Origin of the sequence: Exiguobacterium sp. SH0S2, from assembly GCF_004337185.1 — a bacterium.
Classification (GTDB): Bacteria; Bacillota; Bacilli; order Exiguobacteriales; family Exiguobacteriaceae; genus Exiguobacterium; species Exiguobacterium aurantiacum_A.
In genome coordinates this window covers 173,710-193,035 of record NZ_SJVB01000005.1, presented here as the reverse complement: position 1 = coordinate 193,035, position 19,326 = coordinate 173,710, and the positions used below count along the sequence as shown (strand labels likewise).

The window sequence follows — 19,326 nt, the reverse complement described above, 5'->3', positions numbered from 1 at the left end:
TTTGATGGAGAGGAGGGGCGAGATGCAAGATAAGTTCATGAAGCGAAATTTACAGCTATTTTTCCGGAAATTGACGCCAGTCCAGACGCTCGTTTTAATTTATAGCGCGGCGGTCGTCCTTTCCGTGGTTTTGTTGGCTCTGCCGATCGCAAGACAACCTGGTGTCACCATCACGTTCACCGATCTCGTCTTCTTCGCGGTCAGTTGCGTCAGTGTCACCGGACTCACCCCGATCGTCGTGACCGATACGTTCTCGACGTTCGGACTGTTCATCATTTTATTCATCGTTCAAGTGAGTGGGGTCGGTTTGATCAGTCTCCACGTCATCATGTGGATCTTGCTCGGGAAACGAATCGGATTCCGCGAGCGCCAGTTGATTTTGCGCGACCAGAACCAGACGTCGATGTCTGGCATCGTCAAATACATCGCGGAAATCGTCATTACCGTTATCGCGATCGAAGCGGTAGGGGCGATCCTGCTCGGGGTCCATTACTTAAACTACTTTGACACGGCCGGAGAGGCGTTCCTGCAAGGCTTATTCGGTTCGATCAGTGCGACGACGAACGCCGGGTTCGATATTACCGGCAGCTCGCTCGCACCGTTCCGTGAAGACCCGTTCGTCATCTTCACGCAAATCGTGCTCATGACCGGCGGCGCGATCGGCTTCCCAGTGCTCGTCGAGATCCGGACGTACTTGACGAACCGGATCAGTCGCAAGAGTGAGAACTTCCCGCGTCGTTTTTCTTTGTTCACAAAGTTGACGGTATCAACGTTCTTCAGTTTGATCGCCGTAGGTACGGTCGGTCTGTTCTTGTTCGAATACAATAACGCGTTCAAAGATTTACCGCTTTGGCTCGCGCTTTCCGATTCGTTGTTCCAGTCCGTGACGACGCGAAACGGAGGGCTGTCGACGGTTGACGTCAACTTGTTCTCCGAAGGCAGTATGCTGCTCTTATCCATCTTGATGTTCATCGGGGCCTCGCCGTCTTCTGTCGGCGGGGGGATTCGGACGACGACGTTCGCCGTCGCCGTGCTCGGAGTCATCGCGTTCATTCGCGGGGACTCATCGATCAAGGTGTTCGGACGTGAGATCGTGCTCGAAGATATTTGGAAAGCGTTCGTGATCATCACGGTATCGCTTGCTGTATTACTGACCGGGGTGTTGATTCTCACGTTCTTTGAGGACGCATCGCTTACGCGCATTTTGTTTGAGGCGTGTTCGGCGTTCGGGACGACCGGGCTCTCGGTTGGGCTCTCGTCGGAGTTTAGCAATGTCGGCAAATGGGTGCTCACCATTCTCATGTTCATCGGTCGGATCGGTGTCATCGCCTTCATCTTGCTCTTGCAACGGAGACAGCCGAAGCGAATGTACAACTATCCGAAAGAATCGATTATCTTAGGTTAAGGAGATTGTGACATGAAGGCATTTTGGATCAATTTCGGTTACGTGTTCGCTGTTCCGGTGTTGCCGTTTATCGCCGTTGTGAACGGGACGGCGCTTTGTTCGCCGGATTCACCGCTACTCGATATCCCCGTGCTTGGCTTTTTCTTGGCCAACCCGCTCTGGTTCGTCCCGGTCTATGGTTTGTTCGCGCTCCTCGTCGCCAAATGGTTGACGGAGCGCGAGCGTAGCCGGACCGCACGTACATGACTTGCTTCGGCAAGTCTTTTTTTTGTCCAACAGATGCAACCTGTCCTAAAAATCGCTACACTAGAGAAGGTATCGAATGGAGGGAAGATGGATGGATTTTCAGACGTGGCGCCATGTGTTTAAACTGGACCCGAACAAACAGCTCGATGAATCGGCACTTGCCGCGCTCCTCCGTTCAGGTACGGACGCGTTTCTCATCGGTGGTACGGACGGGGTCGATGCGGAGAACACGTTCGCCCTTTACGCACGGCTGCAAGGTTGCGGGATTCCGGTCGCGCTCGAGATGAGTCATCCTGAACACGCCATCCGTGGATTCGATCATTACTTTATCCCGACGGTGTTGAACGCCGGCACCGTCGATTGGGTCGTCGGTCATCAAATGCGGGCTTTCGAACGGTACGGCCATCTGTTTGACTCAAACAACGTGACCGGGCAAGGGTATATCGTCTTGAATCCGGAGGCGAAAGTGGCCGCTGTGACCGGGGCGAGAGCAACGTTGACGCTTGAAGAAGTCGTCGCCTACGCGGAAACAGGTCATCATCTGTTCCGTCTCCCGTCGCTTTATCTCGAATATAGCGGCACGCTCGGTTCACCTGACGTCGTCAAAGAAGTGAAGCTGGCTTTACCCGATGCCCACGTGTTTTATGGGGGCGGCATCGACGGGAGCGACACGGCCCGGATGATGGCCGAATACGCCGACACGATCGTCGTCGGCAACATCATTTACGACAATCTCGAAGGGGCGCTTGCGACTGTGCAAGTAGTCCGTTAAAATAAGAACAAATGTTTGGAAATAAGGAAGGATACCCCCTATGTATAACTTAAGCGAAGAATTAGTCAAAGGCATGAACCCGCCACAAGCAGAAGCGGTCAAATATACAGACGGTCCGCTCTTGATCATGGCTGGTGCCGGATCAGGTAAGACACGTGTGTTGACGCATCGCGTCGCCTATTTGATGGCGTCGAAACAGATCGCGCCATGGAATATTCTCGCGATCACGTTCACGAACAAAGCAGCCCGTGAGATGAAAGACCGGATTGCCCGTCTCGTCGGCGGCGTGGCGGACGACATTTGGATTTCGACGTTCCACTCGATGTGTGTGCGCATCTTGCGCCGCGACATCGATCGGATTCGTTACGACCGTAACTTCTCGATTTTGGATTCGTCCGATCAGCTCACGGCGATCAAGCAAGTGCTCAAAGAGTTGAACCTCGATCCGAAGAAGTACGAGCCCCGGACGTTACTCGGGATGATCTCGAACCATAAAAATGAACTGCGCACAGCGAAAGACGCGGCCGGACTCGTCGGCAACAATCCGTACGAAAAAGTCATCTCGGACGTCTACACGGCGTATGAGAAGAAGCTGAAACACAACAACGTCCTCGACTTCGATGACCTCATCATGAAAGCGATCCAGTTATTCGAAGAAGCCCCGGACGTGCTCGCGTTCTATCAGAAGAAGTTCCAATACATCCACGTCGATGAGTATCAAGATACGAACCGGGCCCAGTATACGCTCGTCAAGATGCTCGCGGCCGCTCACGAGAACCTATGTGTCGTCGGTGACTCGGACCAGTCGATCTATCGCTGGCGCGGGGCCGACATCGCCAACATTTTGACGTTCGAGAAAGATTATCCGAGCGCGCACGTCATCTTGCTCGAACAGAACTATCGGTCGACGAAACGGATTCTAGAAGCGGCGAACGGGGTCATTAAAAACAACTCGACCCGTAAAGACAAAAACTTATGGACCGATAACGACGAGGGAGAGAAACTGCTCATCCACGTCGCCTCGGACGACCGGGACGAAGCGTTCTTTATCATCAACGAGATGAAAGAACTGCGCCAAGAAGGCATCGAATACGGCCAGATGGCCGTCTTATATCGGACGAACGCCCAGTCGCGTGGTCTCGAGGAAACGTTGCTCAAGTCGAACATCCCATACAAGATGGTCGGCGGCACGAAGTTCTATGAGCGTAAAGAAATTAAAGACATCCTGTCGTACTTGCGCTTGATCGCCAATCCGGACGAGGACCTCTCGTTCGTCCGCGTCGTCAACGAACCGAAACGCGGCATCGGCGCGGCGACGGTCGATAAGCTCGGCGACTTCGCCGGTATGCAAGGCGTCTCGCTCATGGAAGCGATTCGCGACATCGAACTGTCGGGCATCGCGCCGCGAGCGGCGACGAAGCTGACCGAGTTCCGCCAGCTCATGATCGACCTTCGGCAAATGGCAGACTATTTGTCGATCTCTGAACTGATTGAAGAAGTGCTGAAGAAGTCAGGCTATGAAGAGATGCTTAAAATCGAGAAGACGCTCGAAGCCGAGAGCCGCCTCGAGAACTTACAAGAATTTCTCTCGGTCGCTCAAAACTTTGAGAAGGAGAGCGAAGAGCAGACGCTCGTCGCCTTCTTGACCGATTTGACGCTCGTCTCAGACCTTGACTCGCTTGAAGAGGTCGATGAGTTGCATCAAGTGACGCTCATGACACTTCACTCGGCGAAAGGGCTCGAGTTCCCGGTCGTCTTCTTGATCGGGATGGAAGAAGGGTTGTTCCCGCACAGCCGTTCGTTGAACGACCCGGAAGAGATGGAAGAAGAACGCCGTCTCGCCTACGTCGGCATCACCCGTGCCGAGAAGCGCCTGTATTTGACACGGGCCCAGTCGCGCATGTTGTACGGACGGTTCCAAAACAATCCGGAATCCCGTTTCTTGCACGAGTTGCCGGAAACGCTGCTCGAACGTTCCGGCAAAGCGAAGAAAGCGATGCCGTGGAATCCGGTCGAATCACCTGGGAAGTTGCCAGTCAACGGGTTCAGTTCGAAACCGAAGCCAAAAGTCGCCCAATCGTCAGGTGCCGAGTCGATGAGCTGGCAAGTCGGGGATAAAGCGAATCATAAAAAATGGGGACAAGGGACGGTCGTTCAGACACGCGGCGAGGGCGATCAGCTCGAACTTGATATCGCCTTCCCGCAAGTCGGGATTAAACGCCTGCTCGCCAAATTTGCCCCGATCGAAAAAGCGTGAGGTGATCGTATGGAGATGACAGAACACGTCGAAACGTTACGACAAAAGTTGAACCAATACGGCTATGAATATTATGTGCTTGACCGGCCGAGCGTCCCGGACGCCGAGTACGACCGGCTCATGAACGAGTTGATTCAAATCGAGACGGACTATCCGGAGCTTAGGAGCCCGGATTCGCCGACGCAACGCGTCGGCGGCGCCCCGCTCGATGCGTTCGTGAAAGTGACGCACGATACCCCGATGCTCTCGCTCGGCAACGTGTTCTCGAAAGACGATTTGATCGAGTGGGTCGAGCGGATTGAAAAAGATCTTGGCTATGCCCCGTTGTTCGTCGCCGAGCTGAAGTTCGACGGTCTTGCCGTCTCGCTCAAATACGAAGACGGTCGCCTCAAGCGCGGGGCGACGCGTGGAGACGGGACGACAGGCGAAGACATCACGCAAAACTTGAAGACGATTCGCACGATCCCGCTCCGTCTGAATGAGGATGTGACGTTCGAAGTGCGCGGCGAGGCGTATATGCCGAAACGTTCGTTCGAACACTTGAACGACGAGCGGGAACGCCTTGGGGAGCCGTTGTTCGCCAATCCGCGTAATGCGGCCGCGGGGTCGTTGCGTCAGCTCGATTCGAAGATCGCGTCGTCACGAAATCTCGCCTTCTTCGCGTATGGGCTCGTCTCAAACGATGAGCTCGTCGCGTCACATGATGAGTCGCTCGAATACTTGAAGCGTCTCGGGATCGCCGTGAGCGGGGAATATACGACATGTCGGACAGCGGACGAGCTGTGGGACTATATCGAGATGTACGTGACGAAACGTTCAGAACTTCCGTATGAAATTGACGGGATCGTCATCAAAGTCGCGGCTTACGAAGAACAAGAACAGCTCGGTTTTACGGCCAAGAGCCCGCGCTGGGCCGTCGCCTATAAATTCCCGGCCGAAGAAGTCGTCACGACGATCGAAGACGTCGATTTCAGTGTCGGACGGACGGGGAAAGTGACGCCGCGGGCCCGGTTCGCGCCGGTCGCGGTCGCGGGATCGACCGTGACGTACGCGACACTCCATAACGAAGACTTCATCAAAGAGAAAGACCTTCGGATCAACGACCGAGTCGTCATTAAAAAGGCCGGGGACGTCATTCCGGCCGTCGTGTCCGCGCTCGTCAGCGAACGGACCGGGAACGAGGCAGAAATCGTTTTCCCGACCCGGTGCCCGGCTTGTGAGTCCGAACTCGTCCGCTTAGACGGTGAGGCGGATCATCGCTGCGTCAACCCGGAATGTCCGGCCCAACTGCTCGAAGGGCTGATTCATTTCGTGTCACGACCAGCGATGAATATCGACGGTCTCGGTGAAAAAGTCATCACCCAGCTTCATGAGGCCGGCCTCGTCCATAACGTCGCCGACTTGTACGTCCTCGAGCGAGAAGCACTCCTTGATTTAGAACGGATGGGTGAGACGTCAGTGACGAACTTGCTTGCCGCAATCGAACAATCGAAACAGAATTCGCTTGAACGGGTGTTGTTCGCCCTCGGGATTCGTCTCGTCGGTCAGAAAGCGGCCTCACTCATCGCAGAGCGGTTCGAGACGATGGACGCGATTATGGACGCCTCGGTTGAAGCTTTGATCGAGATTGACGGGATCGGGACGAAGATGGCGGAATCGATCGTTCTTTACTTCGAGAAGCCTGAGGCGCGTGAACTCGTCCGTGAACTCGATACGGCCGGTGTCAACTTGACGTTCAAAGGAGTGAAGCGGTCCGTCGCCGCCGACGCCCCGCTCGCTGGTAAGACGGTCGTCTTGACCGGGAAGTTGTATGAGATGACACGCGGTGAGGCGGGAAAACGATTAGAACTCCTCGGCGCGAGCGTGACCGGAAGTGTCAGTAAGAACACCGATCTCCTCGTCGCTGGCGAGAAGGCAGGTTCAAAACTGTCGAAAGCCGAAGCGCTCGGTGTCGAAGTATGGGATGAATCGAAACTGCTCGCCTTTTTAGCGGAACACGTCTGAACGGAAGACCCTCAAAGAAGCGAGGGTCTTTTTTCATTGACTTGATTTATAAAAATCTCAGTATATGGACGGATTCACTAAAGTGGTGGACGGGTAATGAATAGTAACAACAAAATTGTAAAATTTTTCTGCAACCGAGGTACTCTTGACACCACGACTCGTGCACACTCACCCTCTATCTCCCCTCCGTGCCAGAGCGCTGTCGTCGGGACATTTTGTCACTGATGGACATACATCTTAGAGGAGGGGACCACCATGCGTAGCGCCACCAAACGGTTCACGGCATTCATCACGTTATTCGTTTTACTCATCGGCATGTGGGCACCAAACGTTCTTTATGCAAGCGACACGACGGAAACGAGCACGCTGTACGTCCAAGTCGATCTCACCGCTGAAGAGCAAGCGACACTAGACGAAGCTAGTCTTGTCTATGCCGATATTACGTATTATGGGGTTCGCGAGACCGCGGACGTCTGGCGTTTTATCGTGGACGTTCAAGCAGTCGAGACGTCCTTGATTGATCAAGTCACGTTATATAACGAGGAAGGCGTGCCGTACTCGTTTACGCCAGCATCGATTACAGCTGAGCTACCGATTGAAGAGCCAGCGCTCGAGGTGACAGAATCTGGTGTCACCGACGAGAGCAGTGAACCAGTGAGCGAAGTGGCAGAACCGGCAACCGAAGCACCGATGATCGAAGAAGTCGCGGCGACGACGGTCGAACCAGCGGTCGCAATCGGACTTGAAGTCGGCAAAGAGGCGAACATCGACCAAGCCGTCGTCGGAGGGAGCATCCCTTATACGTTCGTCATCGAGAACACGGGCGATGCGACGTTGACGATCACGTCGATTGAAGACGAGTTTTTCAGCGGTGGGATTCAAGACGATGCCGTCACTGCTTTCAACGAGGAAGTACGCAGCAAGTTGACGGCGCTCATCGGTGACGATGGTCTCGCTTCCGGCGAACGCGTCGAAACGACTGTAATTCTCGATGTGCCGAGCGACTACGACCAAGTGATGCATCCGGAAGTTGGGAACATCTTCCGTGTCGCTGCGACTGATGAATCGGGTCGTGTCGTTAACGCCGAAAGTCAGCAAATCGTTTTGCTCAACCGGATCGATTTCACGGTCACGAAAGTCGCGAACCCGCAAACGGTTCATCCGGGCGAGACGATCCTCTATACGTACACGCTCACGAATACGTCGAACGTCACCCTTTACTTCGTCGACGTGGTGGAAGAGTGGACGAGCGGCGCTTTGACGGCGAAAGAACAACGCGAGACGACAGAGGTGCTCCGCGACGGGATGCGAGCGCTCGCTGAAGTCGAGAACGGATTGATTCCGGGCGAGGAAGTCGTGCTCGAACTAGAAAAAGTGTTGCTGCCGTCATACGATGTTCGAGCCGGGGGGATTTTGACGAACCGGGTCACGTTCACGTTTGAAGTCAACGAGGCAGCTCGCGTCTCTCGGTCGGCGGAAACGACAGTCCACGTCAAACAAGCGATTCCGGAACGGGAAGATGAGGAAGCATACGTACCAGAACCGACCACGCCCGTGTCACCTGAGCAAGGCACATTGCCAATGACCGGCACGACCGAGACGTGGGCTACTGTGATTGGCCTCGTCTTGATCGTACTCGGCCTATTGTTCTTCACACACCGGCGCCGGCCGTCTTCAAAAACTTGATCATACGTCCTTCGATGAAAGTCGAGGGACGTATTTTTGTGATTCTCGACTGATTCCGCTTCGACACTTTTTTCAACAGACGATTTTGTTATAATGGACGAAGTGTATAACGAATTGATTCGTCAAAGGAGTTTGGACATAGATGAAATGGAAACAAATAATAATCCCCGCCCTCGCCGCGACGGTATTTCTCGGTGGGTGTTCAATGAAAATTCCGATGGGGGAAGAAGAAGTGACGCCGACCGGGAACGAGACGACGTCAGAAGGTGTCACACAAGCGATTGAAGCGCGTGACTCGTATTACCAGATGGTGATTCCGTTCAAGCCGGCAGCAGCGCGCGGGCTCGCCCAACGCCAAGTCAGCTCATCGCTCGAACTAGAAGAAGTCGAGCTTGGTCTCATGCGCCATTCGACCGGCGCGTTCGCGCCTGAACAATACGTTTATCAAGAAGGGCAATTATTGACGGCTGAAGACGTCTCTCGTCTGCTCGGACGAAAAGATAAAACGTCTGAAGGCCTGACACCGCTCAACCCGGCCTATGCGAACGGGACGGCAGAAGTGGCAGAGGACAAGTTCGTTGAAGAAAACAAGAAGTCGCCGCTCTATTTGGCGTCGCTCATCGAACAAAACTATATGACAAAGACGGATAGCGGATATCAACTCGATGGCGTCTCATTCGCCCTCATTTTGAACCGTGAGTACGTCTTCCAGGCCCCGAACTTCGGTCCGACCTATACGGAAAAGTTAGATGCGAAAAAAGTCATCGCAGAAGGGGAACGGATGGCAAATGAACTCGTCGCACAACTGCGGAAGCGTGAAGACTTTAAGGGTCTTGACATTAACGTTGCCCTATACATGAAGTCGGCGCAAGGGTCACCGACACCTGGCAATTATGTCAAGTCAGCGTTCGTCGGGGAAGGTGCGGAAGTAGCCGCGTCTGATTGGAAAGCAATCGACGAGAAGTACTACTACTTCCCATCGAATACGGCGACGACCGAAGTGCGTGATGACGCACAGAAGTTCACGTTGTTTAGCGACCGAATCGCTGATGTCTTCCCTGACTTCAGCGGCATGATCGGTAAAGGATTCTATCAGAACGGTGACTTGTCACGCATCGAGATCGACATCCCGATTCAATTCTACAGCCGGGCCGAACTCGTCGGTTTCACGCAACACGTCGTCGGTTTGCTTGAGAACCGTTGGGAATACAATCGGAACGTCCCGGTCCGTATCAATGTCACCTCACTCGGTGGCACACAAGAAGTGACAATCGTGTTCGAAGAAGGCATGGATACACCGAAAGTTTACTTTTAACAGAAGAGGTGCTTCGTAATGAAACGAAGCGCCTCTTTTTTTCGTATGTATTGTAACGAGGAAAATCTTTGACCTTCTTTGACCAAATCGGTAGAATAGACTTAACAGAAACGGGAAAGAATAAGGTGAGGTGAATCGAGATGACGAAAAACTACTATGACGTGCTTGGCGTGTCGAAACAGGCATCCGACCAAGACATTAAGCGAGCTTATCGAAAACTAGCGAAACAATATCATCCGGATGTGAATAAAGAGCCGGGGGCACAAGATCAGTTCAAAGCAATCCAAGAAGCGTTCGATGTGTTGAGCGACCCTGACAAGAAAGCGAATTATGACCGTTACGGCAGTCCGGAAGGCCCGACGTTCGGTCAAGGGACGTATGACGGTGACGGATACGGGGAAGGTTCGGCGCAATTTGAAGACTTGTTCCGTCAGTTCGGTGGCGGATCACGCACGACGTCGCGGACGTTCGGATTCGACGACATGTTCGGAAGTTTCTTCAACCAAGCGGTAGAAGAAGATTTAGATGAGACGGTCCGGGTCAACGTGCCGCTCAGTCAGTTGACGAGTGATTCGAAAGTGAGTTTGCGCCTGCAAACGGGTACGGTCAACGTGAAGATTCCGCAAGGCGCCCATGAGGGCCAAAAACTTCGACTGAAAGGCAAGAGCAGCAAAGTCGGTCAATCAGGCGACCGGGGCGATGTGTACGTCGAACTCCATTTCACCGATGACGAGACGTATCGACGAGAAGGAGCGAACGTCATCACCGTCAAACGGTTGCGGCCACTCGCTTTCCTAGACGGTACCGAAGTCGTCGTGGCGACGCTCGACGGCGGCCGCGTCAAGCTTAAAGTCAAACCGGGCTCACGTCCGGGCCAACGGATGCGGATTCCGGGTCGTGGTTTCATGACCGCTTCAAAAGTCCGGTCCGATTTGTTCATCCAACTCGAGGTCGACTTGCCGCTCGACGCCGCCCACCGGTCTGTTTATGAACAACTAGAACGCTGAGCATAAGGAGGAAACAACATGGATTTCAATCGATTTACAGATAAAGCGCATGAAGGGATCGTCAGTTCGCAAGCACTTGCTAAACAGTATCATCATAGCGAGATGAATGAATGGCACGTCCTCGCCTCGATGATTTCGCAAGCTGATGGCATCATTCCACTGTTGTTGCAAAAGATGGAGTTGAACGTCGCGGAGATAGAAGCAGAAGTAGCAATGGCGCTCAAGAACGCACCGAAACTTCAAAATCCGACGACACCGATGATCTCGGCCTCGCTGCTTAACGTGTTGACGACGGCCGAGCGTGAAGCGACCGGTATGAGTGACGAGTACGTCTCGGTCGAACACGTCCTACTCGGAATTCTCCTCAACAAGAGCCAGACGCAAGCGATGCTCGAGCGTAAAGGCGTGACCGAGGACAAGTTGCGCGAGGCGCTCGTCGCCGTGCGCGGCAACCGACGCATCACGTCGAAGTCACCGGAAGCGACGTACGACGTCTTGACGAAGTACGGCCGTGATTTGATTCAAGAAGTGAAGACCGGAAAGATCGACCCCGTCATCGGGCGTGACAGTGAGATTCGCCGCGTCATCCGCATCTTGAGCCGGAAGACGAAAAACAACCCGGTGCTCATTGGGGAGCCAGGGGTCGGGAAGACGGCGATCGTCGAAGGACTTGCCCAGCGCATCGTCCGCGGTGACGTCCCGGAAAGCTTAAAAGACAAGACGATCTTCAGTCTCGACATGAGCTCGCTCGTCGCCGGCGCCAAATATCGCGGCGAGTTCGAGGAACGGTTACAAGCGGTCTTGAACGAAGTGAAAGAGGCGGAAGGGAAGATCCTCCTCTTCATCGACGAGTTGCACACGATCGTCGGGGCCGGCAAAGCGGAAGGCGCGATGGACGCGGGCAACATGCTCAAACCGATGCTCGCCCGCGGTGAACTTCACTGTATCGGCGCGACGACACTCGATGAGTACCGCCAATATATCGAAAAAGACCCGGCGCTCGAACGTCGCTTCCAGCAAGTGCTCGTCGCCGAGCCGGACGTCGAAGACACGGTCTCGATTTTGCGCGGATTGAAAGAACGCTTTGAGATCCATCACGGCGTCCGCATTCATGATAATGCGCTCGTCGCGGCGGCTGTACTGTCGAACCGCTACATCACCGACCGGTTCATGCCGGACAAGGCAATCGACCTTGTCGACGAATCGTGCGCGATGATCCGGACCGAGATGGAATCGATGCCGGCGGAACTCGACGAACTCGTACGTCGCGTCATGCAACTTGAAATCGAAGAGGCTGCTTTGAAGAAAGAGAGCGACGAGGCTTCGAAAAAACGTCTCGACGTGCTCCAGCAAGAGCTCGCCTCGACGCGTGAACAAGCGGATGCGCTCCGCCTGCGCTGGGAGAACGAGAAAGAGTCGACACACCGCGTCCAACACATTCGCGGGGACCTCGAGAAAGTGAAGCTCGAACTGCAAGAAGCCGAGAGCCGCTACGACTTGAATCGGGCTTCCGAGTTGAAGTACGGACGGATTCCAGAGCTCGAACGTGACCTCGCTGAAGCGGAACGTCTCGCCGGCTCGGTGACGCGTGAACTCGTCCGGGAAGAAGTGACGGAAGAAGAGATCGCCGAGGTCGTCTCGAAATGGACGGGCATCCCGGTGACGAAGTTGACAGAAGGTGAGCGCGACAAGTTGCTCAACCTCGAGACGGTGCTGCATCAACGTGTCTTCGGACAAGATGAGGCGATCCGACTCGTCAGCGACGCCGTTATCCGGGCCCGGGCCGGCATTAAAGACCCGAACCGTCCGATTGGCTCGTTCCTCTTCCTCGGTCCGACCGGGGTCGGGAAGACCGAACTCGGGAAAGCGCTCGCCGAAGCGATGTTCGATTCTGAAGACCACATCGTCCGTCTCGACATGAGTGAGTACATGGAGAAACATGCCGTATCTCGCCTCGTCGGGGCACCTCCAGGATATGTCGGCTACGAAGAGGGCGGTCAATTGACAGAAGCGGTGCGCCGCAGCCCGTACTCGGTGCTCTTGCTTGACGAAGTCGAGAAAGCGCACGCCGACGTGTTCAACATCTTGCTACAATTGCTCGATGACGGTCGCTTGACCGATTCACACGGTCGCGTCGTCGACTTTAAGAACACGATCGTCATCATGACTTCAAACATCGGGGCCGATATTTTACTCGAGGCCGCGAAAGACGGTGTCATCGATGAAGAGGAAGAACGTCAAGTCATCGAGCGGCTCCGTCGCCACTTCCGGCCGGAGTTCTTGAACCGGGTCGATGAAACGATCTTGTTCCATCCGCTCACGCGCGCCCAAATCGGACAGATTGTCGAGAAAGCGGTCGCTCGGATGGGCAGCCGCTTGACGGCACGCTCGATTCGGATCGAAATCTCGGACGCGGCGAAAGCGTTCATCGCCGACGAAGCGTACGAGCCACAGTTCGGCGCCCGTCCGATCAACCGTTACGTACAACGGACGATCGAGACGAAGCTCGCGCGCAGCATTCTCGCCGGTGACGTCGAGGATGGTCAGACCGTCATGATCGACGTCGAGAACGGAGAATTGACGCTCCGTCCGACGACGGTGGCGTACTAAACAATAAGGAGCACAGGCCGAGGCCTGCGCTCCTTATTTCGCGTGTTCAGGTTGATACGTGCAATACGGTTCCTCTGCCTTATAGTCGCCGGTGACGGCGTAGGCTCGGGCACGCGATCCGCCGCATAAGTAACGGTATTCGCAGTAGCCGCATTTGCCGCCGTGCGTGTCCGGGTCACGCAGCGTCTTGAACACCGGATGTTCCCGATAAATCTCGGCAAGCGGTGTCGTTTTGACGTTGCCGCAGTTGATCGGCAGGAAGCCGGACGGTTGAACATCACCGGTGTGAGAGATGAAGACGAAGCCGTTGCCGTCATTCGTCCCGCGTGGCGCTTTGGCGAGGTCGTCATGTGGATGACCGATCGGCGCGAGTCCTGCGTCTTTCCGTTTTTGATTTTCTTGCCGGGCGACCCGGCGATAGAACTGGGCCTCGGTCGTCGAGATGATGTATGGCACATGTTCTTGCAGCGCGAACGCCCAGCGCAGCACGTCCTCATGTCGTTCCGGCGAGATCGGTTGCAGGAGCGAGCCGCGACCGGTCGGGACGAGGAAGAACAGCGTCCAGACCGAGACGCCGAGCTCACCAACGAGTTTCGCGATCTCTGGCAGTTGGTCGACGTTGTACTCGGTCACGGTCGTATTGATTTGGAACGACATGCCTTCCTCCCGGAAATAGGAGATGCCGCGAATCGTCCGCTCGAAGCTGCCGCGTGTCCCCCGGAAATAATCGTGCGCTTTCGCGTCGGCACCGTCGAGTGAGAACGCCCAGCGTGTCAACCCGGCCGCTTTGGCCCGTCTGACCGCGTCATGAGTCACCCGTGGCGTCGCTGATGGAGTCATTGAGACGCGCATGCCGAGTGACGCCGCGTATTCAGTCAACTCGAACAAGTCTTCACGCATGAGTGGGTCGCCGCCTGTGAAGACGAGAATCGGGTTGTCCATCGCGTAAATGTCACGAATGAGCGCTTTGCCTTGCGCCGTGTCTAATTCATCCGGGTAACGATGGTACTGCGCCTCGGCCCGGCAATGGACGCAAGACAAGGCGCAGGCGCGCGTCACTTCCCAGATGACGATGAACGGGTTCTCGTTGTAATCAATCCGTTTCATGAGCGCACCGCCTGCTTCGCCGTCATCGCCCGCATGACGGCCTGTTTGGCGGAATCGACACAGTCGGGAAGCCCGACCCCGTGTAAGATCGCCCCGCACGCCTCGACGCCATCGAGAGCGGCCAAGGCATGTTCGAACGCGTGCACATGTTGCTTATGACCGACCTCGTATTGTGGCATCGTATCGACGTGGCGCTCGACTTTCGTGAAAAGCGGTGTCCCGACGTGTTGAATTTTGCGGAGCTCGTTTAACGCAAACTCGGCGACCGCTTGATCCGCTGCGGCTAATAAGTCGGGAACGTGATCGGAACCGATATAGACGCGCAAGAGCGCCTTACCTTTCGGTGCCATGTGGGGCCATTTCTTATGCATCCAACTGCAGGCGGTCAACGCATTGGCTTCCGCTTTGGCGATGACGTAACCTGTCCCGTCGAGTGACGCCACATCTTTCTCGTCGAACGCCGCGAGGACGGTGATCGATGAGGTGCGCTTCAATTGAGATAATCGCTCCGCCTCGGGGATTCCGAGGATCGGGCCGAGCGCATTCGGCGAAGTCGCTAAGATGATGCCGTCAAACTGTTCGATCGTGCCGTCCTCGAGTTCGATCTCATGAGGGCGGACCGAGGCGACACGGGTGCCGGTGTAGAGGCGGTCGATCGACGGACGGAGCGCCTCGATGAGGATTCCGAGCCCGTTTTGTAACGATAAAAACTTCCCGGCCTCACGCGGTTTCACTCCGGCTTGTACAGGCGGCGTGAGTGCTTTCATGCCGAGAATCAAGCTGCGTGTTTTTTGTTCAATCGTGATAAACTGAGGGAAAGTAGACTCGATGCTCATATCTTGAAGCGTCCCGTTATAAATGCCTGACAGGAGTGGTTCGATCATCGATTCGACGACTTCAGAGCCGAGCCGGGTCCGGAAAAACGTGTCGAGCGAAATGTCTTCGCCCGCATAGACGCGGGGGAGCACCAAGTCCATCCCGGCCCGAGCCTTTCCACGCCACGTGAACAGGTCGGTCTTCACCATCGGCCAAAATTTCGTGGGGATGCCCATGACAGAACCGTTTGGCATTTGCCGTAACTTGTTGCGAACGTATATGTAAGACGTGCCGGTCTGTGAACGAACGAGCTGTTCATCAAGACCGAGTTCGGTGATGAGCTCGGTCAACGTCGGCTTTCTGGCCATATAACCGTCGGGACCGCATTCGAGTACAAATCCGTCCCGATAAACCGTCTTGATTTTCCCGCCGATCCGATCACTCGATTCATAGAGTGTGACGTGTGCACCGGCCTGTTTCGCATAGTAGGCAGCGGCCATACCCGTGATGCCGCCCCCGATAATCGCAATGTTGTTCAATTGATTCACCCATTTCTATATAGTCTTCGAATTAACCGTACCGAGAATATGGGTGTAGACATAGGATAAGTATCACACGGTTCTAGACGAAATTGTCACGGATGAAAGGGAGGGGCGACTATGGTTTGGTTCGGCATCACAGCTTCGATTGTCGTCGTTGGGATTGTCGCATTCATCGCCGCGATGAACCGACATGGAGAGAAGCTTGCCGGGGATGAGGAAAGTCCGCCGGTCATTTGGGCCGACGAAGACTGGTACAAGCCAGGATCGTCCAAAGATGACGGTCCGCCTGATGGCTAAGCTTGAGAAGATATGATAAGATGAGCCGGTTGTAAACTATCGGATATGAGGTGATTTTGATGAACGTATTAGAACAACAGTTGGCGCATTTGGTCGACGAGTGTCGTCCGTATACGGCTCAAGGAAAAGTTGCGGATTATATCCCTGAGCTCGCACATGTCAAGGATGACTTGCTCGGCGTGGCGATTTGCCTGCCTGACGGTTCTTACATCCATGCGGGTGATGTCCATCATAAGTTTACGATTCAAAGCGTCTCGAAAGCACTCGCGCTTTGTTACGTGTTGATGGAGTTCGGCGAGGACTTCGTGTTCTCGAAAGTCGGAATGGAGCCTACGGGTGATGCGTTCAACTCGATCGCCAAGCTCGAAGAGACTGTGCCATCGAAACCACTCAATCCGATGATTAACGCCGGGGCGCTAGCCGTCACGAGCATGATATTAGGGGATACGGCGGAACTTAAAATTTATCAGTTCCGTCAATTTTTAGCGACGTTACTCGGCGTGCCGGTCGAAGAAGTGACGTACAACGAAAAAGTCGCCCGCTCGGAATACGAGACGACCGACTTGAACCGGGCCTTGCTTTATTTCATGCGCCACCACGGCATCGTGGAAGGTGACGTCGATGAGATCATCGACGTCTATACGAAACAATGTGCCATCGAGATCGACTGTTTTGAGTTGGCCCGCATCGGACGGGTGCTCGCGGGCAACGGGGAAGACCCGGTCACAGGCGAAGAGTTGATTCCGCGGCGGGTCGTCCGCATCGTCAAAGCGATCATGACGACGTGCGGCATGTATGACGCTTCCGGTGAGTTTGCGGTTCGTGTCGGTCTGCCAGGGAAGAGCGGGGTGTCGGGTGCGATTCTCGCGACTGGGAAGCACGAACTCGGACTGAGCGACGTCGGCTTCGGGATTTTCGGTCCCGCGCTCGACTCAAAAGGCAATTCGATTGCTGGTATGAAGCTACTCGAACTACTCGTCGAACGCTACACGTCACGCTAGAGCTTGATGGCGTCGACAGAAGCGTCAAGTTGCTCGTGCAGTGTGTCGATGAGTCGTTCATACGCCGAAACGTATTCGGTCGGCGGTGAAAAATCGGTCCAGCGCAGCAGCAATTGATGACGGTCATTCATCTCACCGAGCTCTGTTTGGAGCCGTTTCAACTTTTGGACCTGGTCTTTCGAGGCCTTTTCTTCGTAGTTTATCAAGTACTCGTGCAAGTAGCGTTCACGCTTCACGGCGAGCCGGACTTTATGGAGTGCCTCGAGCCGGTCATGCTTTGATGTGGCGTGGTGGTGGGACTCGACGCGGCGTTTCCGCTCCGATTTTGCCTTATCGAGAAACGCTGAGGCGTCTTGCTTCTTTAACGAGCGATACAATTGACCGCCGATGAAGCGGCGCACTTGTTGGTCGAGCGACGGCGTCATCTTTTCGGTGACGCGCGAATTTAATAACGTCCGGTCTTTGGCGCGGTTCGCTTCCATGTGATCGGCAAACGCCTGCTCGAGCCCGGTCTCGATTGCGAGACCTTGGAGCAACACGTCCCCGTCACGGACCGCGCCGAGCGCTTCCATCAGCTGTTTCAATTGCCGATACGTGGAAGGTTTCGTTTCGTACAGTTGCATGAACGTCAGCAACTTGCGCAAATGGACCCGGGCCTGATGCACGTCTTCTGTGTTTTGAAAGGTGAGCGCTTCGGTCATATAATGGTTGAACGTATTCCATGTTTCCAATAGTTCGTACTTTAGCTTCTCTGCATTCCGTTGATTCATCCGAATTTGTTCCTTTCTGAAATGAGATGAGGGTTGTCCATGTATCAAACGCATTCACTTAACGAAAAAATAAAATTGTTCTTCACGATTTTCTTTCCGATTTTGGTCACGCAAGTATCATTCTACTTAATCAGCTTCTTCGATACGGTCATGTCAGGCCGAGCCGGAGCCGTCGACTTGGCTGGCGTCGGTGTCGGCTCGAGTCTATGGATGCCGGTCTATACGGGACTGAGCGGGATTCTGCTTGCAGTCGCACCGATTGTCGCTCAGGCGCTCGGGGCCCGTAATATCCAACATATCCAACGGACGTTGTATCAAGGCGTTTACTTAGCGATCGGACTGAGCATCGCGACACTCGTCCTCGGTGCGTTCCTCGTTCCGGCCGCAGTGGACGGGATGGGGCTAAGTGAGGAAGGAAAACGAATCGCCAAAGGTTATTTGCTCGCGCTCGGATTCGGCGTCTTGCCGATGTTCTTGTTCAACGTGCTCCGGACGCTCATGGATTCACTCGGAAAAACCCGAATTTCCATGTTGCTTATACTATTAGGGTTACCCATTAACGTCGGGTTAAACTACATCTTCATTTTCGGGAAGCTCGGACTTCCTGCTTATGGAGGCATCGGGGCCGGCATCGCTTCTGCGATCACGTATTGGCTTCTCTTCTTCATGGCGTTCGCGTTCGTCCGGAGCGGGAAACCGTTCCTTGAGTATCGGTTCCTGCGCGCGCCGGATCGTTTAGCATGGCCGCGCCAAAAAGAGCTGCTCAAGCTCGGGACGCCGATCGGCCTCGCCATCTTTGCCGAGGTCAGCATCTTCGCGGCCGTGACACTACTCCTTAGCGAGTACGGGGACAATATCGTCGCCGCCCACCAAGCGGCGATCAACTTTGCCTCGTTCGTCTATATGTTGCCGTTGTCCGCTTCGAGCGCTTTGACGATCGTCGTCGGCTATGAACTCGGTGCCCGTCGGCTCCAAGACGCGGTGCGCTATGCCAAGATTGGGATCGCGCTCTGTCTGGCCGTATCATCATTTTCAGGCGCCTTGTTGTTCTGGCAGAATGAACGCGTCGCCGCCATTTATACGAATGACGCCGCTGTCGTGGAACTTGCGGCCCACTTCATGATCTTTGCGGTCTTCTTCCAATTGTCTGACGCCGTCGCCGCCCCGATTCAAGGCATCTTGCGCGGTTTCAAGGACGTCAACGTGACGCTCGTGTTGTCGCTCATCGCCTACTGGGTGATCGGGCTGCCGCTCGGTTTCTTACTCGCGGAACGGTTCGGCTTCGGTCCCGATGGTTATTGGATCGGGCTCATCGTCGGACTTGCCGCCGGGGCAGTGCTCTTGTTCATGCGCCTCGTCCATATCGTCAAACGATACAATGCCAAAGCAGCTGTCGAAGAGACGGCGTGACAAAATAAGGTTAGATCTGGTTCGCCCAGGTTCAGCCTTTTTTTGTTTGAGTCGCAGGGAAGTCGGGCAAATGACTGATGA

Annotated in this window: 15 protein-coding genes; 12 read left to right on the top strand and 3 right to left on the bottom strand. The window is 54.8% G+C overall.

Translation table 11 applies throughout. The features are described 5' to 3' along the window. Positions 1–22 precede the first annotated feature (22 nt). The 9 genes from EVJ21_RS13215 to clpB all read left to right on the top strand — a co-directional run bounded on the left by EVJ21_RS13215 (position 23) and on the right by clpB (position 13,302). Positions 23–1,405 (top strand): TrkH family potassium uptake protein, encoded by a 1,383-nt coding sequence (locus EVJ21_RS13215; protein WP_083274110.1) that lies wholly within the window; start codon positions 23–25, stop codon positions 1,403–1,405. A gap of 12 nt (positions 1,406–1,417) precedes the next feature. Continuing rightward, positions 1,418–1,651 (top strand): hypothetical protein, encoded by a 234-nt coding sequence (locus EVJ21_RS13210; protein WP_016509263.1) that lies wholly within the window; start codon positions 1,418–1,420, stop codon positions 1,649–1,651. A gap of 91 nt (positions 1,652–1,742) precedes the next feature. Next, positions 1,743–2,423 (top strand): heptaprenylglyceryl phosphate synthase, encoded by a 681-nt coding sequence (pcrB, locus tag EVJ21_RS13205; protein WP_131490666.1) that lies wholly within the window; start codon positions 1,743–1,745, stop codon positions 2,421–2,423. 40 nt (positions 2,424–2,463) lie between these two features. After that, complete coding sequence (gene pcrA, locus EVJ21_RS13200) at positions 2,464–4,680, top strand: DNA helicase PcrA (protein ID WP_070328812.1); 2,217 nt, start codon at positions 2,464–2,466, stop codon at positions 4,678–4,680. A gap of 9 nt (positions 4,681–4,689) precedes the next feature. Then, a complete protein-coding gene (gene ligA, locus EVJ21_RS13195; protein ID WP_131465778.1) occupies positions 4,690–6,684 on the top strand; it encodes an NAD-dependent DNA ligase LigA in 1,995 nt (664 codons plus the stop codon). 255 nt (positions 6,685–6,939) lie between these two features. After that, on the top strand, positions 6,940–8,370 hold the full coding sequence (locus EVJ21_RS13190) for an LPXTG cell wall anchor domain-containing protein (protein WP_131490679.1): 1,431 nt from the start codon (positions 6,940–6,942) through the stop codon (positions 8,368–8,370). A gap of 205 nt (positions 8,371–8,575) precedes the next feature. Then, entirely contained in the window at positions 8,576–9,685 is a 1,110-nt protein-coding gene (locus EVJ21_RS13185) for a CamS family sex pheromone protein (protein ID WP_236636594.1), read from the top strand. Between the two features lie 140 nt (positions 9,686–9,825). After that, positions 9,826–10,692 (top strand): DnaJ C-terminal domain-containing protein, encoded by an 867-nt coding sequence (locus tag EVJ21_RS13180; RefSeq protein ID WP_070328816.1) that lies wholly within the window; start codon positions 9,826–9,828, stop codon positions 10,690–10,692. An 18-nt stretch (positions 10,693–10,710) separates the two neighbouring features. Further along, positions 10,711–13,302, top strand: a complete 2,592-nt coding sequence (clpB, locus tag EVJ21_RS13175; RefSeq protein ID WP_131490664.1) for an ATP-dependent chaperone ClpB — start codon at positions 10,711–10,713, stop codon at positions 13,300–13,302. A 33-nt stretch (positions 13,303–13,335) separates the two neighbouring features. On the opposite strand, the gene EVJ21_RS13170 is transcribed toward clpB, so the two are convergent. Together EVJ21_RS13170 and hemG are read right to left on the bottom strand one after the other, a co-directional pair. Beyond that, on the bottom strand, positions 13,336–14,409 hold the full coding sequence (locus EVJ21_RS13170) for a TIGR04053 family radical SAM/SPASM domain-containing protein (protein ID WP_070328818.1): 1,074 nt from the start codon (positions 14,407–14,409) through the stop codon (positions 13,336–13,338). Continuing rightward, a complete protein-coding gene (gene hemG / locus EVJ21_RS13165; protein ID WP_131490663.1) occupies positions 14,406–15,773 on the bottom strand; it encodes a protoporphyrinogen oxidase in 1,368 nt (455 codons plus the stop codon). Before hemG ends, EVJ21_RS13170 begins: the two co-directional genes overlap by 4 nt. 111 nt (positions 15,774–15,884) lie before the next feature. Between hemG and EVJ21_RS13160 the strand changes: the two genes are divergently transcribed. Then, positions 15,885–16,064, top strand: a complete 180-nt coding sequence (locus EVJ21_RS13160; RefSeq protein ID WP_070328819.1) for a hypothetical protein — start codon at positions 15,885–15,887, stop codon at positions 16,062–16,064. 59 nt (positions 16,065–16,123) lie between these two features. Beyond that, positions 16,124–17,065: a glutaminase A gene (gene glsA / locus EVJ21_RS13155; protein WP_070328820.1), complete on the top strand. Its 942-nt coding sequence runs from the start codon at positions 16,124–16,126 to the stop codon at positions 17,063–17,065. Here the strand turns inward: glsA and EVJ21_RS13150 are convergent. Continuing rightward, on the bottom strand, positions 17,062–17,835 hold the full coding sequence (locus EVJ21_RS13150; RefSeq protein ID WP_131490662.1) for a CHAD domain-containing protein: 774 nt from the start codon (positions 17,833–17,835) through the stop codon (positions 17,062–17,064). The genes glsA and EVJ21_RS13150 overlap by 4 nt on opposite strands. 39 nt (positions 17,836–17,874) lie before the next feature. Here EVJ21_RS13150 and EVJ21_RS13145 point away from each other — a divergent pair, with 39 nt between their 5' ends. Beyond that, on the top strand, positions 17,875–19,245 hold the full coding sequence (locus EVJ21_RS13145) for an MATE family efflux transporter (RefSeq protein WP_131490661.1): 1,371 nt from the start codon (positions 17,875–17,877) through the stop codon (positions 19,243–19,245). Positions 19,246–19,326 lie beyond the last annotated feature (81 nt).

Coding starts and splice junctions, on each gene's coding strand:
- EVJ21_RS13185 (WP_236636594.1), top strand. CDS start 8,576: ATGAAAATTCCGATGGGGGAAGAAGAAGTGACGCCGACCGGGAACGAG.
- EVJ21_RS13210 (WP_016509263.1), top strand. CDS start 1,418: ATGAAGGCATTTTGGATCAATTTCGGTTACGTGTTCGCTGTTCCGGTG.
- EVJ21_RS13145 (WP_131490661.1), top strand. CDS start 17,875: ATGTATCAAACGCATTCACTTAACGAAAAAATAAAATTGTTCTTCACG.
- EVJ21_RS13190 (WP_131490679.1), top strand. CDS start 6,940: ATGCGTAGCGCCACCAAACGGTTCACGGCATTCATCACGTTATTCGTT.
- pcrB (WP_131490666.1), top strand. CDS start 1,743: ATGGATTTTCAGACGTGGCGCCATGTGTTTAAACTGGACCCGAACAAA.
- EVJ21_RS13170 (WP_070328818.1), bottom strand. CDS start 14,409: ATGAAACGGATTGATTACAACGAGAACCCGTTCATCGTCATCTGGGAA.
- ligA (WP_131465778.1), top strand. CDS start 4,690: ATGGAGATGACAGAACACGTCGAAACGTTACGACAAAAGTTGAACCAA.
- EVJ21_RS13215 (WP_083274110.1), top strand. CDS start 23: ATGCAAGATAAGTTCATGAAGCGAAATTTACAGCTATTTTTCCGGAAA.
- pcrA (WP_070328812.1), top strand. CDS start 2,464: ATGTATAACTTAAGCGAAGAATTAGTCAAAGGCATGAACCCGCCACAA.
- glsA (WP_070328820.1), top strand. CDS start 16,124: ATGAACGTATTAGAACAACAGTTGGCGCATTTGGTCGACGAGTGTCGT.
- EVJ21_RS13150 (WP_131490662.1), bottom strand. CDS start 17,835: ATGAATCAACGGAATGCAGAGAAGCTAAAGTACGAACTATTGGAAACA.
- EVJ21_RS13160 (WP_070328819.1), top strand. CDS start 15,885: ATGGTTTGGTTCGGCATCACAGCTTCGATTGTCGTCGTTGGGATTGTC.
- clpB (WP_131490664.1), top strand. CDS start 10,711: ATGGATTTCAATCGATTTACAGATAAAGCGCATGAAGGGATCGTCAGT.
- EVJ21_RS13180 (WP_070328816.1), top strand. CDS start 9,826: ATGACGAAAAACTACTATGACGTGCTTGGCGTGTCGAAACAGGCATCC.